Here is a 17,392-nt window from a genome sequence, read left to right as displayed (position 1 = left end):
CACTGGACCCTTAAACGTGCTTGTGGCCGCGTAGCGAGGACAAAAGCGTTTCCTTCGAACGCCGCAAGTGCTTCAACGCGGCTGCTTCCGAGCGCTCCGGATCTTTGTCTATCATCGCATTGATCCAGTCCAGATGCTCGTCAATCGCTGCTGCATTGCGTTCCCGTTCATCCCGCTTGTCCCACATGTAGTGGTAGTGGAAGATCAGCGAGATGACCTTCTGTGCCTCAACAACGAAGCGGTTTTTGACAACGCTGTTGACCGTCGTGTGAAAGGTTTCGTCGAGCATTGAAAAGTCGTGATATCGCGTCTCGAGATCTTCCCGCAATGCTTCATGCTGCTCTTTCAGTGACGCCAGTTTCTGCCAGATGTCATGATCATCGGGCAACTGGAGCAGTTGGCGAACAGCATTCATTTCCAGGAGCATTCTGAAATCGGACAACTCAATTGCAAATTCCGCCGTGAAGCCAGAAAGCGTCCAGCCCCCCCTTGCGCGCCTTTCGACAAGTCCAAATCGGCTCAGGCCCGCAAGAAACTCCTGAAGGCTATGCGCCGGTACACCGAATTGTCGCGAGAGCTGTGCCACGTTGAGCGATGTTCCCGCTGGAACGTCGAACCTCAGGATCCATTCCAGAAAACGCTTTTCCAACTCCTCGGCAGAAATATGTGCATCAACCGGTTCAAGACGATGGCCCACTTCGGGTTGGCGAATAAGCGTTTTCGTTCGCCCTTCCCAACGCACGATTTTCTCGCTATCCAGCTTTTGCAAGGCACTTCTGACGATCGTACGACTGACTTCCATCTGATTGGCAAGCGCGATCTCGGGCGGCAGTTGGTCACCCACTTCCATACTGCTGCAAATGTCGAGCAGTTTGTTGTATGCACTCCTGAAGCGATCGTCTGTTCTTGCCATGAACGCAATCCAACATAATAGAATCAAACAAGAATTCCTGTATTTCGTATGATTTAATAAAAAACAATTGACGTCAATATCGCCACCTCGCATATTGTATTTAATAATTAAATTCAATTTTTCGCCACGGGAGGTTTTATGGCGGATTTTGACCGAAGCGATGCTCCGGCATCCTGGACGTTCAAATTCTCAGCAGGGTCACTGCACAAGCTATCCGCGCTCCTGACGCTGGCAGTGCTCGTATTCGCCTTCTCGTTCGGCAATGACGCTTTCTTCACCGTCAACAACGGCTTGACGGTTCTGTTGCAAACGTCGGTCATTGGTCTGCTCGGCGTCGGCCTGACCATGGTGATTATCACCGGTGGCATCGATTTGAGTGTCGGCTCAGTGCTGGCGCTCTCTGGCGTTGTCACCGGACTATCCGTCAAGGCGGGCATTCCCGTGGCCCCGTCAATGGCACTCGGCGTGCTGACTGGTGCTGCCTGCGGTGCGTTCAACGGCTTCGTTATCACCAAAATGAGGATCACACCATTTGTGGCGACCCTCGGTATGATGTTGATTGCACGCGGCATTGCCCTGCAACTGACCGGTGCGGCCCCCATTTCGCGCCTTGGCGAAGCATTTGGCACCCTGGGCAACGGCTCGTTGTTCCGGATCGTGGAGGAAACCGGTGGGATTTTTCCGAAGGTCGTTTTTCCCGGCATTCCCTACCCTGTCATTCTTCTGGCAATCGTTGCCGTAGTTGCGGCCTATTTGCTGAAACGTCGCAAAACCGGCCGTCACATCTATGCAACCGGTTCGAATGAAGAAGCCGCAAGACTGTCAGGTGTTCTGGTCGATAGGACCAAGATCTGCGCTTACACCTTGTCGGGTGCACTTGCCGGGTTGGCTGGCAACGTTCTGATGTCAAGGCTCGTCACGGTACAGCCGAACGAAGGCGTCATGTATGAACTCGATGCCATCGCGGCGGCGGTGATCGGTGGAGCCTCACTGATGGGTGGGGTCGGCAACATTTCCGGCACAATGATTGGTGCCTTTATTATCGGCGTTCTGCGCAACGGTCTGAACATGGCCGGCGTCTCCGCCTTCATCCAGCAAATCGTGATCGGCTTCATCGTCATTCTGGCGGTCTATGTCGATCAGATCCGAAACCGGCGCTGACATGCCCGGTCTCTCAACAGCGCATCTTCAAACGGAGGAGAACTTATGAAGAAGCTGATTACGACCGCAATGATGGTAAGTGCACTGGCACTGTCCGGAGCTGCATCGCAGGCTGGCGAAATCGCCGTCATCGTGAAGACAACCAATTCCAATTTCTGGCAGAACGTCAACAAGGGCGCGACAGCGGCCATCGAAGGTGTCGAAGAACACACGATGAGCTTCAACGGCCCGGCATCGGAATCTGCTGTCGCCGATCAGGTCAACCTCGTTGAAAACGCGGTCAACCGTGGCGTCAAAGGTATCGTACTCGCCCCATCAGACCCAGAGGCCCTGGTCCCTGCCGTCAAGAAAGCCTTTGAGGCTCAAATCCCTGTCGTGATCATTGACAGTGGACTTGCCGAAAATGGCAAAGACTACTTCCAGGCGTTCCTGTCGACAGACAACTGTGCAGCAGGCCAGCTCGTCGCGGACAAGATGATTTCGGAAGTCGGGAAGGAAGGCAAAGTCGCCGTGATGTCCTACGTCGCCGGTGTCGGATCTGAAGTTGGCCGTGTCGGTTGCTTCGTTGAGCAGATCACCGAGAACTCGAACATTGAGATTGTCGGGCCTTACTACTCGCAGTCACAGATGGCGACTGCCCTGAACCAGACAACCGATGTTCTTGCCGCCAATAGCGATCTTGTCGGCATCTTCGGTGCAAACGAGCCGACCGCAATCGGCATGGGCCGTGCAATCGTGCAGGCAGGCAAGGCCGGCAGCATCACGGCACTCGGCTTTGACGGCAACTCCGATCTTCAGGATTTCGTCAAGGACGGTACGCTTGCAGGGACAGCAGTCCAGGGCTCCTTCCAGATGGGTGAACTCGGCGTACAGGCCGTTCTCAAACTTCTGAACGGCGAAGAAGTTCCGAGCTTCATCGATACAGGTGTTGTCCTTGCAACCAAGGAGAATATCGACAGCCCTGAGGTTCAGAACGTCCTTTATTGACGCACTTGGCCGGACGCTCCTGACCTGGAGCGCCCGGCCCAATTCCAGACTTTTGCTAGGACCGGCAATATGACCCTGCACTCCCAGTCTGGACCGCCATTGGTTCAGATGATCGACATTGAAAAGCACTTTGGCGGCATCCGCGCCGTGAACAACGTGTCGCTTGATCTTTATCCTGGCGAAGTTGTCGGCGTGCTTGGTCATAACGGTGCCGGCAAGTCCTGTCTGATGCGCATATTGTCGGGTGCGATGATGCCAAATGAAGGCACAATCAAGGTCAATGGGCACGCAGCTCATATTCAAAATCCGCACGATGCGCGCGAGTTCGGCATTGAAACAATCTACCAAACACTCGCCCTCGCCGATCATCTGAACGCACCTGCAAATCTGTTTCTTGGACGTGAACTGACGAACCGGTTCGGCGATCTGGACGACGCAAGGATGATGTCGGAATCAGAGCGTGTGCTGCGACGCCTGAACCCGAATTTCAAGAACCTCAACGACCCGGTCGCAAGTCTCTCCGGTGGGCAGCGTCAGGTGATAGCGATTGCACGGGCGATCTATTTTGAAGCGAAGATCCTGATCATGGACGAACCGACCGCGGCCCTTGGCCCCTCGGAAACGGCGATGGTGGGTGAGCTGATCAAACAGCTGCGGTCCGAGGGCATCGGCATCTTGCTGGTCAGCCATGACATGCACGACGTTTTCGAACTCTGTGACCGCGTCGTGGTGATGAACAAGGGCCGCGTTGTCGGCGCTCATCACATCGATGAAGTGACAAAGGATGATGTGCTCAGCCTGATCATCAAGGGCGAACTTCCGGCTGATTGGTCCGCTCGCAATCTGGAGCCTCAGGCATGATGGACACAAGAACGGACGTCATGAATTGCCTGGTGTGCGTCGAGCCTGGAAAGATGGCTCTGGAGACAAGGCCCATGCCGGTCAGTGCGCCGGAAGACTGGGTTCTGGTCGATATTGCCGCAATCGGAATTTGCGGGACCGACTATCACATCTTTGAAGGCAAGCATCCCTATCTGAATTACCCACGTGTCATCGGTCACGAATTGTCCGGTTATATCGCCGAAGGACCCGAGGCGGGCAAACTCGTGGTGGTCAATCCTTACGTTTCCTGCGGCACATGCCGGGCCTGTCGGCGTGGCAAACCGAACTGCTGCAGCAATATTGAAGTACTGGGTGTCCATCGCGACGGCGGCATGTGTTCACGCCTCGCTGTGCCCAGGCAGAACCTTTATTCAGCCGACGGCCTGACAGCCGAACAGGCTGCAATGGTCGAGTTTCTGGCCATCGGCGCCCACGCGGTTGCCCGGTCCGGGATATCCAGTGACGATCTTGTGCTGGTCACCGGTGCCGGTCCCATCGGCATTGGAACAGCGCTGTTCGCACGCCTTGCCGGCGCTGAAGTTCATCTTATGGATCTGAGCCGTGCACGCCTTGATCTTGCGAGCAAACTGTTCGGCTTCAACGCGCTTCACATCGCCGGTGACACGGTGCTGGAAGGCGAGCTTGCGGACGGCTTCGATGCCGTCTTCGATGCAACCGGAAATGCCAGGGCAATCGAAAACGGCTTTCCCTTGCTCGCGCATGGCGGCAGCGCCGTCCTGGTCAGCGTCGTGAAGGACGACATAACATTCAACGATGCCGAGTTTCATAAACGCGAAGCCCGGATCATCGGGTCGCGCAACGCGCTCAAGTCGGACTTTGACCGTGTCATGGACGCCATGCGCAGCGGCAAGATCCCGACAGACGCACTCGCATCGCGAAAGCTCGGCCTGAGCGAACTTCCGGAAGAGTTTCCGAAACTCGTCGAAGATCGGGAACACCTCATCAAAGTGCTGGTGTCCCCTTAAGAAAAGCCCTGACGAACCTTCACTGGTCTGTTTGCTGCAAGGTTCAGGGCACACAGCGGCGCTGCAGTGCCTGGGGCATGGTCCTTAGTGCCAGCCGACGCGCGGCGCAACGGGGATCCTGTCATCCGGCCTGCTGCTGATCATGTCCATATGCTCCTTCACAACAGCTGCATAGCCCGCATCCTCGAAAAGATTTGCCATTTCCGACGGATCATCATGAAGGTCATAGAGCTCGCCTGTTTCCGTTTTCAGGTCGACCGACATCCGGTATCGATGGCTCCGAACTGTTGTCAGATCCATATCAATGCCGCTTCGGGCAGCATCGACCTCCCACTCATTGAGTGCAAAGTCGCGACTTACCTTTCCAAGCATCACCGAGCGCAACGACCGGCCATTGTCAGGTGAAGCCTCGATACCGGCCAAATCCGCAAGTGTTTGCCTCAGATCCACCGTCGACACGGGATCTTTGACAACGACCCCTTCTGGAACGGATGGTCCACGGATAAGGCATGGCACACGAAGCAGGCCGTCATAGAGCATCGGCCCCTTGAGCAGAAGTCCATGATCGCCAAGCCACTCACCATGGTCGCTGATAAAGACGATGATTGTGTTTTCAAGTTCATTGTTTGCTTCAAGTGCTTCGAATATCCGGCCAACCTGGGCATCGATCCAGGCAATCATCCCGTAGTAGATTGCGGTGATGTCCCTGAGCTGTCGCTCGTCAAGCGGGTCCACAACGCCCCAGTTCTTGCCGCCTTCTGCATGCTCCCGTTTAAGGTTATGCCGCACTGGGCTTTCCAGAAACGCACGGTGCCACCAGGGCCGGTTGTCCAAGTCAAGCTGCCAATGACGTGGAAGGTCGACCTCATCGGGATGATATAGATCGCACCAGGGTTTGGGCGCCAAAAAAGGAGGATGCGGATCCGGAAAGGAGACCCAGGCAAACAAAGGCTTGTCGCCCCTGTTCTTGATCATGTCGATCGCTCGATCCCCTATCCAGGGAGAAGAATGCCATCCTGGCTCGAGCGCAGACCGCCAGGCCTGAAAATGCGACGTTTCAGGCTGCACATGCTCTTTGGCACGATTCCAGCGAACACGTCCGCCGCCATCACCGTCCAGAAAGTTCTCGTAGTGGAGCGTATAAGGTGCCTCTTGCCAACCGCAGTGGTGGTGCGGACGCAGCATCAATTCAACCTGCCGGAAACCAAAATAGGGCCCGCCCCAGTCGGCGGGAAAGTCTGCAGTGCTGTGATAACACTCCGGTGCACCGGTTGGATGGAAGGTTTCGTTGCTGGCAAAATGGGCTTTGCCGATAAACCGCGTTTCATAGCCTGCATCCGCGAAGACGTTGGCCAGCCCCAAGGACCCGATTTTCTCATCAAGGTTACGGCCATTGTCCCTGACACCGTGTGTATAGGGCAGCTTGCCCGTTAAAATGGAAGCTCTTGCCGGCTGACACATTGGGTGGGGTGTAATGCACTTCGCAAACATTGCCCCGCCCCGGCCAATCCTGTCGATGTTCGGCGTCTTCACATGCCGATCTTCGAGGCCAATGCAATCACCGCGCTGCTGATCCGTCGAAATGAGGATGACATTCGGTTTTTCGTTACGCGGCTTTTCAATGGTCATGAGGGGTTTGGTCCTAATTCTTTCGTGCGAAGCTAAGGTCGTTGCCGACGAGTTCTTCAGATCTCGCCCGCGAAGTGACAAAGCACGTCCGCGTCCTGCACTCTCTTGGCAGGTGGCGCTTCGTTGCGGCAAAGGTCCGTTGCGTGTGGGCACCGCGCTGCAAAACGACACCCTTTGGAACCTGCCGCACCGTCTGCCAGCTTGGATGCCTTGTGTTTGCCACGCCGTTTTCGTGGGTCGGGCACCGGGACGGCATCAAGCAATGCGCGCGTATAGGGATGTTTGGGCGCCCGGAACAGTGCCTCTGTTTCCGCCAGCTCAACCACCTGCCCCAGATACATCACCGCTATGCGGTCGCAGATGTGTTCAACAACCGCCAGGTCGTGCGCGATGAACACATATGTGAGAGAAAACTCCTCCTGCAGATCCTGCAAAAGGTTCAGGATCTGAGCCTGAATGGAAACATCGAGTGCCGATACCGCTTCATCGGCGATGATCAATTCAGGCTGCGTGGCCAGCGCCCTGGCAATGCCCAGTCTTTGGCGCTGACCTCCTGAAAAGGCATTCGGATAGCGCATCAGGAATTCCGGCCTCAATCCGACCTGTCGCAGCAGTTGTGCCACACGCTCCGACAGGTCCTTGCCGCTCAGACCTTCAGACTTGCGCAGGCTTTGGCCGACAATTTCCAAGACGCGTAGACGAGGATTGAGCGAGGACTGAGGATCCTGAAACACCATGCGCATGTCTTTCCAGATATCGCGCAGTTCGGCCTTGCCACTCTGGCAAAGATCCACTTCCTGACCGTCCTTTCGGCGCAGGACAATACTGCCTGAAGACGGTTTCAGCACACGCATGATGCATCGGCCAAGGGTTGTCTTGCCGCTTCCGCTCTCACCGACAATGCCAAAGGTTTCGCGGCGGCGAACATCAAAACTGATCCCGTCGACAGCTCGAACCACATCCGTGGATTTGCCGAACAAACCACCACCAACGGGAAAGTGCATGTTGAGGTCTCGAACCTCCAGGATCGCATCAGACATTGGCGGCCTCCTCCTGATAAAGGAAACAGGCAACATCCGTTTTGCCGGTTCTCAAAAGCCTGGGTTCATCCTTGTCGCAGATACCAGCCATGGCCTGGCCGCATCTTGTGCGAAAGGCACAGCCTGAAGGTCGTGCCAGCGGGTGGGGCACCATCCCCTTAATCGCCGGCAGCCTGCGGCGTTTCTCCATTCCCAGTTTCGGAACCGACTGCATCAGGGCCTGGGTATAGGGATGACGCGGATCCTCAAAGATCGAAAAGACATCGCCCTTCTCGACGACTTTGCCCATATACATGACCGAAACGTCTTCAGCGACTTCCGCGACGACACCAAGATCATGTGTGATGAGCAGGACGCCCATCTCCAACTCTTCCTTCAGTTCAGCGATCAGATCAAGGATCTGCGCCTGGGTGGTGACATCAAGTGCAGTGGTCGGTTCATCGGCGATCAGAAGGCGCGGCCTGCATGAAAGCGCCATGGCGATCATGGCGCGCTGACGCATGCCCCCCGACAATTCGAAGGGATAAGCCTCGAACCTTTCAGAAGGACGGGGAATGCCCACCTTGTCGAGCAACTCGATCGCCTGTTCCTTTGCTTCCGATTTGCTCACACGCCGATGCAGCTGGATCGTCTCGACAATCTGCTTTCCAATCTTCGTAATCGGCCCGAGTGAGGACATCGGCTCCTGGAAAATCATGGCAATGTCCTGTCCACGGATTTCGCGAAGATCCCGCGAGCCAGGGCGCATTCTCGCAAGGTCGACAGAACGCCCGTCTCCGGGCCGGTAAGTGATGCTGCCCTCCACGATCTTGCCCGGCGCATCAACAATCCGGAGGATCGAGCGTGCCATGATTGACTTGCCGCATCCGGACTCACCCAATATGCAGTGCGTTCTGTTTGCGTGAATGTCCAGATCGACACCTTCGACTGCCTTCACCACCCCATCGTCGGTAAAGAAATGCGTCTTCAGACCCCGGATCTCGACCAGCGACTGCGCGTTTTGTCTTGTCTGGTCTGGTTCAGTGTGCATGCGGATCAGCGGCATCACGAAGGCCGTCTCCCAGAAAGTTGAGTGCCAGAACGGCAATCACGATCATCGTTCCCGGCGCAATCAGCAGCCAGGGTGCTTCAATGATCGAACGGATGTTCTGTGCCTCTTTCAAAAGCGTTCCCCACGACACGATGGGCGGCTGAAGCCCTATGCCAAGAAAGGACAGGGACGTCTCGGCCAGGATCATCAGCGGAACGGCCAGGGTCAAAGAGGCGATGATGTGGCTGGAGAACGAAGGCACCATGTGTTTGCGGATGACTTCCCAATCCGTCAAACCGTCAAGGCGGGCCGCCGTGATGAAGTCTTCATTTCTGAGCGAAAGAAATTTGCCGCGAACCTCGCGCGCAAGGCTGGTCCACCCGATCATCGAAACAATAATGGTAACCACGAAATAGGTGTAAAGCGGTGGCCATCCGAGCGGGATCGCCGCGGCAAGTCCCATCCATAAAGGTATGGTGGGTATAGACCGCAAAAACTCGATCAGGCGCTGAATGAGGGTATCAACCCATCCGCCGTAGTAGCCGGAGAGGCCACCCAACGACACGCCGATCACCAGCGAGACGACAATGCCGACAAGCCCGATCGACATGGAAATCTTCGTACCGATAATGATGCGGCTAAGGATATCCCGGCCCAACCTGTCCGATCCGAGGAAATACACAATGTCACGTGGGTTCTTCGGGCCGAAGAAATGCGTCTTGGACGGTATCAGACCCAGGATCTCGTAGCTGTAGCCTTCCACGAAAAAACCGAGCGGGATGATCTTGTTCGGGTCTTCAACATAGCTGCGCCGCATTGTCGCCCGGTCCACCTGCATTTTCAGCGCTTTGGCATGAAGCTGGAAAGAGCGCTTGCCATTCTCGTCTGTCACCAGGAAGTGAATTCCCTGCGGAGGAACGAAAATGCCACGCCGGTTGGTCTCGTCGATCTTTTCCGGCGCCAGAAAATCGCCGAACAAGGCCATGAAATAGATGAGACCGGTGATCCAGAGACTGACATAGGCAACACGATGACGACGGAATTTGCGCCACATGAGAGCCCATGGACCCAGCAGCTCCGGGGTGTGTTGTTCTTCAGTGTCCGACGGCCCAAGCGTTGTTTCAACGGTCATTGATAGCGAATCCTCGGATCAATCCAGGCAAGCAGCAAGTCGGAGACAAGTGTACCGATCACGGTCAGTATGCTGACCAGGAGGATGAGTGATCCCGCGAGATACATGTCCTGCACCAGCAATGCCCTGAGGAGAAGCGGTCCCGTCGTTGGCAGGTTCATGACAACTGCGACAATGATTTCCCCGGACACAAGTGTCGGAAGGATCCAGCCGATGGTCGAGACGAACGGATTGAGTGCCACACGGACCGGGTATTTGAGCAGCAGCTGGAACTCGGACATGCCCTTTGCGCGCGCCGTGACGACATACGGCCTGTAAAGTTCATCCAGGAGGTTGGCGCGCATGATGCGGATCAACGCAGCCGCACCCGAGGTGCCGACAACCACGATCGGCATCCATATGTGCGCCAGAAGATCCAGAAACTTGTCGAAGGTCCAGGGTTCGCCAAGATATTGCGGGCTGACAAGTCCGCCGACACTCTGACCGAAATACTTGAAGGCCACATACATCATCACCAGAGCGAGCAGGAAATTTGGAACCGCGAGCCCGATGAATCCAAAAAACGTGGCGATATAGTCCCCGGCAGAATATTTGCGAACGGCAGAATAAATGCCAATCGGAAGGGCTGTCATCCAGATGAAAAGAAGTGTCATCAGCGAAATGGCGAACGTCCAGCCGAGCTTGTCCCAGATGATGTCGTTGACGGGAATGTTCTTTTCAAAGGAGATCCCGAAATTGCCGTGAAACAGGATCTGGGACATCCATTTGAGATATTGAACATACATTGGCTGACCGAGACCGTACTGATCCCTCAGCGCCTGCATGGTTCCCTCGTCAAGGCCGCCGGAATCGCTCAACTCGGCTGCCAATGTGTCCAGATAGTCACCAGGTGGCAGCTGAATGATCACGAAGGTCACGACCGAAATCAAAAAGACGGTCGGGATCATGTAAAGAAGGCGCCGGTATAAAAAGCCAAACATATCCGATGTTGCCCGCCAGGGATGATGCCAGAGAAAAACCGCGAGGTGCCGGGAGGACATGGCAAACCTCGCGGTGGAGTGCACCCGGTCGCAACATTGAGAAACCGGGTGGCAAGTTTACTTATGGCAGATTGTCGCCGCCTTCGAAGTAAAACTGAGACGTATAGGGCGCCGGCGTCCACAGCTGGCCGGCAATTGGCATCGGGTCCACATGGTTGCGCAAATTGTTCCTTGCGATACCAAAGGCACCGTTGCTCTGGATAAGCCCCACTGTCAGCAATTGCTTGCTGGCACTGTCGATGAGTTTCACCAGCGACTCTTCCTGTTTTGCAGGGTCGGCAGTCGAAGTCACACCGCGGTAGATCTCAAAGAGTTCCTTGATCTCTTCCGGAGGCTCCGTTCCGGTGCTCGGATCCGCTCCCCAGGCTGCCCATTTGGGAGCCCAGAACACTGCCTGGCCACGCGGCAGGTAACAGTCCGGATTGGCGTAGGCATCAACCAGTCCACCCGGGCAGTTCCAAAGATAAGCGTCATGTTCACCGGAACTGACAATCTCGAACAGGCGAGACCTGTCACTTGCCCTGACCTGGAAGTCGAGACCGACATCCTTGGCGTAACCGGCAACAAGTTCCATCACGTCCGGGTATTGCCAGCCGAATACATCAGCGACCAGAAACACAAGGGTGAACCGTTCGCCATCAGGCCCCAGTCGAAAACCATCCTCGTCCTTCTTGTCCAGCCCGATGCTGTCGAGCAGGGCACCGGCCTTTTCCGGGTCATAGCTTGTGGAGTGCTTTGCCCATTCTTCGTTGTAGAACGGAGACAGGGGATGCGGCGCTGTTTGAACCGGATTTCCCGCACCGAGATACACAATGTCGTTGATCGCTTCGCGGTCAACCGCGTGGCTGACGGCCTTGCGGAAATCGAGATTGTTGACGATCTCGTTTTTGACCGGATCTGCATTGTTTAGGTTGAACATGAGCGCTGTCTGGCTGCCAGGAATGTCTCCAACCTGATAAAAGTCGTATTTACCCCTGTCTTTGTTGTCGGTCAGCGCCGCCAGATTGACCGGCCGACCGATATGGCGCGCCATGTAGTCAATCTCTCCGTTGAAGGCTTTCAGCAAGATGGCTTCAACGTCTTCCACCTGGTCCCAGGTAATCTGATCGATGTATGGCAGCTGCTGGCCATCCGGATCGACCTTCCAGAAATAGGGATTACGCTCGGCAACGACCCTTTCTGTTGCGCCGTAGCCATTCTTCAGATGCCAGGGGTGCAGCGTCGGACGGTCGGCATTTTGCCAGAAAATAGGCGTGTGCATGGGACCGGCTTTCAGATTGAACAGCTGAACCCAATCTGCTGCCGCCGGCTCTGCATCCACCAGCTTCTGAACGTCCGGATTGTGATCGATATGGAATTGAGCGAGATAATGCTTCGGAAAGTTGACGACGTAATATCCGAACCCGTAGGCCATGTTCTGCAGGAACAGTCCATTCGGCTCCTCAAACTTGAACTCGACCGTCGTGTCGTCAATCTTTTTGACCTGCACCGGACCTGCCGTTTCGACAAAATTCGGGTGCTTGCTCGGTGTCAGCCGCTCATCAAGCAGAACCTCATACCAGAACATGATGTCATCGGCCGTGAACGGCTCGCCATCCGACCATTTCATGCCGTCACGCAGCTTGAACGTGAAGGTGGTGGCGTCGTCGGACACCTCAAAGCTTTCTGCGATATTCGGTTCAATGGAAGACCAGTTGGGGCTCCAGCGCACCAGGTTCTCAGATCCAATCAAGCGCACGATATTGTGCTGATCCCCGCCGCCAAGAATGGCACGGCGCAAGGTACCGCCATATTCGCCAACGCTGGTGATCGGTTCCATTACCAAAGGTGACTTTGGCAGTCTTTCTTCAACACTTGGAAGCTCCCCCGCTTTGACCTTTTCGGCAAGTTGCGGTGCTTCCTTGAAGTCCGCTGCAAGAGCAGTTCCCATGTGCAGCATCGTCAGGGATGCCATGGCAACGCCACCGATCAGAACAGACTTCAAGTTTCTCTGCTTACTCATTTGCTCCTCCTCTATCAGCAAAGAGAATTCGAACCGTCACCAATTGGTGACCGAACCATCCGGGTGCCGCAGGTGCGGCGCTTCAACATGAGCCGGGCTTTGACCGGAGATCGCTTCTTCGTCGACCTCCACTCCCAGTCCGGGTCCTTCGGGAATTTGATAATTGGGGCCATCCAGAACGGGCTGAACGGGAAACAATGCAGGATCGTGAAATCCGAGATCCTCGACCGGAGATTGGCGCGTTTCCAGCCAGCTGAAATTAGACACAGCCGCTGACATGTGAACGGTTGCGGCCGTGCAGATGGGCCCAAGCGGATTGTGGGGCATCAAGTCGATGTAGAATCGCTCCGACCAGCCCGCGACCTTCATCGCCTCGGTGAAGCCACCGATATTGCAGATATCGAGACGCATATATTGCGTCAGTCCCTGCTCCAGAAAGGGAGCGGCAGCCCATTTTGAAGCGAACTCCTCACCGACAGCAAAAGGGATATTTGTCATCGTACGCAACGATGCATACGCCTCCGGCGCTTCGCTGCGAATGGGCTCTTCCAGAAAGTCCAGTGTACCGGCTGGCAGCATGGCGCAGAAGCTGGCGGCCTCAGCAACACTCAACCGGTGGTGCATGTCGATGCCTAGCGTGACCGCGTGTCCGAATTCCTCCCTGATTTCAATCAGATCTCCGGCCACATCCCCAAGACCGGCCTTCGGATCGAAAGTCACATTGTCTCTGAAGTTCGACGGATAGATCCTTATGCAATCCCATCCCGCCTGGACGAGTTCACGGCTTTGCCTCAGCAGCTCAGAGCGCGTTGTCGCCATAGTGCTCGCGAATGTCGGAACGACATCTCGCTGCCGACCGCCGAGCAATTGATAGACCGGTACGCCCAGCCGCTTACCCAGAACATCATGCAGCGCGATGTCGATTGCGGAAAGAGCCGCCGTCAGGACCCTGCCACCTTCAAAATACTGACTGCGGTAGCATTCCTGCCATATCCGGCCGATGCGCCTGGAATCCTGACCCAGAAGAAAGGAAGCAAAATGATCGATCGCAGCTGAGACCGCCCCTTCCCGTCCGGAAAGGCCGCTTTCACCCCAACCATGCAATCCGTCTTCCGTCACCAGCTTGACCAGCAACTGATTTCGTTTGCCCACACGAACGACAAAGGGCGTGATGGATGCAATCCGCGCTGCGCGATCCTCCCATCCCCGCGAGACTGGCGTTGCCTCGTAGTCAACAACTCCTGAAGCCTCTTTCATGTCGTTTACCTCTCTTCCAATTGCAGGCAAGCTACACCAACAATTTCAAATCGTCGACTATTTTTTTAATTTAGTCGACTTTATTTATGTTTTTGACGTACCTTTTTCTGTATATTCACGAACAAAGTGCAGCAAAAGATCAAAACTACGGATTGAGCGGACGCGTTTCGGTTGCTACCAATGACGCGCGGACGACACGTCACCGAAGGGAAAGCATGAGCGCATTCAGCAAATCCGATGACCAGGAAGCTTCGTTATATGAAGCAGTGCTCGACGAGATCTCAACGGGTCGTCTTGAGGCCGGTCAAAGACTGAAAGTGTCGGAGCTGGCCAATCGCTTCGGCGTGAGCACAAGCCCCGTTCGCGAAGTACTGCGCCTACTGCAAGGTGAAGGGTTTGTTGAAATTCACCCAAACCGCGGCGCGGTGGTCAAGCAGGCGGATGCCAATACCATTCAGAATATCTTCGAAGTGCTTCAGTTGCTGGAGCCCTATTTTGTTTCCTGGTTCGCCGACTACGCCCAGCCGGAAATGATTGAGGAGATGGAAGACATTCAGCGGCGGATCGAGGAACTGCCAACTGCTGATCTGATTGCCTTTCGAAAGCTGGATATTGAATTTCATTGGGCGATTTGTCGCCAGCACTACAATCACGTCGCGGCCGATCTATGGAGGAAGCTGCGCACCGCGTTGAATGTCCACGGTGCAAAACTGAGAATCAGCCCGGTCCGGTATCAGACGATCATGGAAGAGCATCGGGAGCTGATCGCGGCATTCAAGGCGCATGACGCGGCACGCGCTGAAGCGGCGATCAACAAGCACGTTGCCGGATCATTCACGCAAATGTCGCAACAGATGCGCGCGCTCGGCATCTGAACTCCGCCGGGTGCCTAGGGCATGCGGGTTATTGCTGGAGCACAAACTCAGCGCATCTTGAGCCCAGCATCATTGCCGGCGCATTTGTATTGCCCGCATTAATGTCCGGAACAGCAGACATATCGCAAACGCGCAGTCCCTCGACACCGCGCACCCTGAGTTTGGCATCAAGGACCGCCATGGTGTCGCCGTCCGCCCCCATCCGGGCCGTACCGGCGGGATGGTAGTTTGTTTTGACAAACCTCTTGCAATGCTGCCTGAGCGCATCATCGGATGTGTCGGCTGCATCGGGGATAGCAACCCGTTGCAATCTGGAGGCAAGCGGGTCGGTGCGAAACGCTTCCAGGAAAAACCGCTGCCCGGCGATCATCTCCTCCATATCCTCTTCGTGCTTCAGAAGATTGGGGCACACGATCGGCATGTCGGCAGGATCGGCAGATGCCAGTTTTACCTCTCCACGAGATTTCGGCTTTACAACCACCGTTGTAACGGTGACGCCGTAGCCATCTTTCAGTTCAGACTGCGCATCGCGGTCAAGATAGACGATCGGCACGCAAAAAGCCTGGATCGTCGGGTTTTCAGTTCGATCACGCGGATTGACAAAAGCCCCGGCCTCGACACCCGCTGATGTTATGCGTCCGCTGCCGAATACCTTGTACTGGATCCCGTTCCACAGCATTCGCCACCCTTCGCCCTGACGGTAGTAGCCGTGCGGGCCGTTGGCATATGCGGTGATGGGCACTTCCGGGTGGTCGATCAAATTCTGCCCGACACCCGGAAGATCCGCTTCCACCTTGATGTCGTGCTCTGCAAGATGGGACGGATCGCCGATCCCCGACAACATCAGAACCTTGGGTGTAACCAGTGCACCGGCCGCGAGAATGACTTCGCCATCCGCATGAGCTGTCTCAACACCATTCTGGTCGCGGTACCGGACACCGACGACCCGCCCGTTTTCAACAATAACCTTCTCCACCTCAGCCTGAAGCTTGATGGTTAGCCGGCTATCGTTTTTCAATGGTTCAAGAAAAGCGTAAGCGGTCGAGCTGCGTCTGCCGTTGCGGTTGGTGAACTGATAGAAGCCAACACCGCGCTGCGAAGTTCCGTTGAAATCGGTATTGTAAGGTTCGCCGAGCGATTGTACCGACTGGACAAACCAGCGGGACATCGTATCGACATAGCCAGGATCAGAGACTTTTACTTCACCATCAGTTCCGTGAAGGTCCCCCGCCAACCGGTTGTTGGCTTCCATGCCCCTGAAATGCGGCAACACATCGGACCAGGACCAGCCCGGATTATCATTGTTTTCGCGAAGAAGCTCGTTCCAGGCATCATAGTCGCCCGGTCTGCCGCGCATATAGACCTGAGCATTGACCGAAGATCCGCCCCCAAGAACATGCCCCTGCGGGATGTCATGCACCCGGCCATCAAGATGCGGTTGGGGAACCGTCTTGTGGTACCGCATATACTTGGACCCATTGATCATTTTGAAGATGCCTGGGGGCATGTCCAGGAGTGGGTGCCGATGAGAATGACCGGCCTCCAGCAGAAGCACCCGCGCATTGCCTTTTGTGACCAGCCGTGCAGCCGCGACTGCACCACCGGACCCACCCCCGACAACGATATAGTCATAGGCCGCAGTCATTCCTCTCCCCAGTCAAATGTCACCCGGACAAACTCCCATGCCGCTTTGAGGTGATTGGTCAGAGCTTCTTCCGCGGCAGCCGGATCTCGCTCCAGAATGGCATCCAGAATTGCCTTGTGAGCGATGTAGTTCACCTCGTTCCTCTCCGGCGAACGCAGCATCTGGTCCCACTGCGGAGCCAGCCATGAGGTGTAGCCTTCGTGAATGGCGGGAAAAATCGGGTTTCTTGGTATCCGGTAAAGCACGCCATGAAACGCCACATCGGTCTTGTAGAACTCCAGCGAATCCGGGATAGCCTTGCGATTGTTCTCCAGCGCGGTTTTCAGGTCGACAATGTCTTCTTTGCGCGCCGACATCGCGGCATCGCGAACAAGAGCACGCTCCATAAAGACACGGCTGTCATAGAGGTTCTTGATGCCGGTCTTGTCCGTTAGAAGATGCTGCACGACATTCCCGCACGCGTGCAGAACGGTCGCATAGTCGGGTTTGCGCACAATCGGCCTGAAGCGCGGCCGCGTTTCGACCAGGCCGCGGCTCGACAGCTTTGAAATAGCCTCACGGATCACTGTTCGACTTGTGCCGAACTGTTCCATCAACTCTCGCTCAGCCGGTAGCGGTGCTCTGTTTTTGAGCTGCCCTGACGCGATCTGTGCTTCGAGCGCTGCCACCACATTGTCAGCAGCACGCCCAGCGTCGTTACCGATCTCCACGGAAGTTCTATTTTCCATCTCAACCCTCTATTGATCACCTTTTTGGTATGACAGAAAATAACTCTTGGTAAAACCATTTTTTCAAAGCTATTTTCCGATTAAG

At 55.6% G+C, this 17,392-nt stretch carries 15 protein-coding genes; 5 read left to right on the top strand and 10 right to left on the bottom strand.

The window, feature by feature from the left end; translation table 11 throughout:
- Positions 1–10: 10 nt before the first annotated feature.
- Positions 11–913 carry a GntR family transcriptional regulator gene (locus tag FIV00_RS08135; protein ID WP_209006857.1) on the bottom strand — a complete coding sequence of 301 codons (903 nt, stop codon included), beginning with the start codon at positions 911–913 and terminating at the stop codon, positions 11–13.
- Positions 914–1,051: 138 nt separating this feature from the next.
- Here FIV00_RS08135 and FIV00_RS08130 point away from each other — a divergent pair, with 138 nt between their 5' ends.
- The 4 genes from FIV00_RS08130 to FIV00_RS08115 all read left to right on the top strand — a co-directional run bounded on the left by FIV00_RS08130 (position 1,052) and on the right by FIV00_RS08115 (position 4,929).
- Positions 1,052–2,074 carry an ABC transporter permease gene (locus FIV00_RS08130; protein WP_152500272.1) on the top strand — a complete coding sequence of 341 codons (1,023 nt, stop codon included), beginning with the start codon at positions 1,052–1,054 and terminating at the stop codon, positions 2,072–2,074.
- 45 nt (positions 2,075–2,119) lie between these two features.
- The gene (locus tag FIV00_RS08125) at positions 2,120–3,061 is read left to right on the top strand and encodes an ABC transporter substrate-binding protein (RefSeq protein WP_152500271.1); all 942 of its coding nucleotides are present in this window, start codon (positions 2,120–2,122) and stop codon (positions 3,059–3,061) included.
- Positions 3,062–3,130: 69 nt separating this feature from the next.
- Positions 3,131–3,922 carry an ATP-binding cassette domain-containing protein gene (locus tag FIV00_RS08120; protein WP_152500270.1) on the top strand — a complete coding sequence of 264 codons (792 nt, stop codon included), beginning with the start codon at positions 3,131–3,133 and terminating at the stop codon, positions 3,920–3,922.
- On the top strand, positions 3,919–4,929 hold the full coding sequence (locus FIV00_RS08115; RefSeq protein WP_247649359.1) for a zinc-binding alcohol dehydrogenase family protein: 1,011 nt from the start codon (positions 3,919–3,921) through the stop codon (positions 4,927–4,929). The genes FIV00_RS08120 and FIV00_RS08115 overlap by 4 nt, the downstream gene beginning before the upstream one ends.
- Before the next feature lie 84 nt (positions 4,930–5,013).
- On the opposite strand, the gene FIV00_RS08110 is transcribed toward FIV00_RS08115, so the two are convergent.
- The 7 genes from FIV00_RS08110 to FIV00_RS08080 all read right to left on the bottom strand — a co-directional run bounded on the left by FIV00_RS08110 (position 5,014) and on the right by FIV00_RS08080 (position 14,059).
- Positions 5,014–6,558: a sulfatase gene (locus FIV00_RS08110; protein ID WP_152500269.1), complete on the bottom strand. Its 1,545-nt coding sequence runs from the start codon at positions 6,556–6,558 to the stop codon at positions 5,014–5,016.
- 56 nt (positions 6,559–6,614) lie between these two features.
- Complete coding sequence (locus tag FIV00_RS08105; protein ID WP_152500268.1) at positions 6,615–7,598, bottom strand: ABC transporter ATP-binding protein; 984 nt, start codon at positions 7,596–7,598, stop codon at positions 6,615–6,617.
- Complete coding sequence (locus FIV00_RS08100) at positions 7,591–8,643, bottom strand: ABC transporter ATP-binding protein (protein WP_209006980.1); 1,053 nt, start codon at positions 8,641–8,643, stop codon at positions 7,591–7,593. The genes FIV00_RS08105 and FIV00_RS08100 overlap by 8 nt, the downstream gene beginning before the upstream one ends.
- Complete coding sequence (locus FIV00_RS08095; protein WP_152500267.1) at positions 8,618–9,760, bottom strand: ABC transporter permease; 1,143 nt, start codon at positions 9,758–9,760, stop codon at positions 8,618–8,620. Before FIV00_RS08095 ends, FIV00_RS08100 begins: the two co-directional genes overlap by 26 nt.
- Positions 9,757–10,740, bottom strand: coding sequence for an ABC transporter permease (locus FIV00_RS08090; RefSeq protein ID WP_152504166.1), 984 nt, complete (start codon positions 10,738–10,740; stop codon positions 9,757–9,759). Before FIV00_RS08090 ends, FIV00_RS08095 begins: the two co-directional genes overlap by 4 nt.
- A gap of 121 nt (positions 10,741–10,861) precedes the next feature.
- Complete coding sequence (locus FIV00_RS08085; protein ID WP_152500266.1) at positions 10,862–12,802, bottom strand: ABC transporter substrate-binding protein; 1,941 nt, start codon at positions 12,800–12,802, stop codon at positions 10,862–10,864.
- Between the two features lie 36 nt (positions 12,803–12,838).
- Positions 12,839–14,059, bottom strand: a complete 1,221-nt coding sequence (locus FIV00_RS08080; RefSeq protein ID WP_152500265.1) for a mandelate racemase/muconate lactonizing enzyme family protein — start codon at positions 14,057–14,059, stop codon at positions 12,839–12,841.
- Between the two features lie 215 nt (positions 14,060–14,274).
- Here FIV00_RS08080 and FIV00_RS08075 point away from each other — a divergent pair, with 215 nt between their 5' ends.
- A complete protein-coding gene (locus FIV00_RS08075) occupies positions 14,275–14,934 on the top strand; it encodes a GntR family transcriptional regulator (RefSeq protein WP_173005913.1) in 660 nt (219 codons plus the stop codon).
- Between the two features lie 28 nt (positions 14,935–14,962).
- On the opposite strand, the gene FIV00_RS08070 is transcribed toward FIV00_RS08075, so the two are convergent.
- Positions 14,963–16,579, bottom strand: coding sequence for a GMC family oxidoreductase (locus tag FIV00_RS08070; RefSeq protein WP_152500263.1), 1,617 nt, complete (start codon positions 16,577–16,579; stop codon positions 14,963–14,965).
- Positions 16,576–17,307, bottom strand: coding sequence for an FCD domain-containing protein (locus FIV00_RS08065; protein WP_152500262.1), 732 nt, complete (start codon positions 17,305–17,307; stop codon positions 16,576–16,578). Before FIV00_RS08065 ends, FIV00_RS08070 begins: the two co-directional genes overlap by 4 nt.
- Positions 17,308–17,392: the final 85 nt, after the last annotated feature.

The organism is Labrenzia sp. THAF82, assembly GCF_009363435.1.
In the GTDB taxonomy this organism is placed as follows: domain Bacteria; phylum Pseudomonadota; class Alphaproteobacteria; order Rhizobiales; family Stappiaceae; genus Roseibium; species Roseibium porphyridii.
Note: the sequence above shows the minus strand (reverse complement) of the source record. Positions and strands in the feature narration are given on the sequence as shown.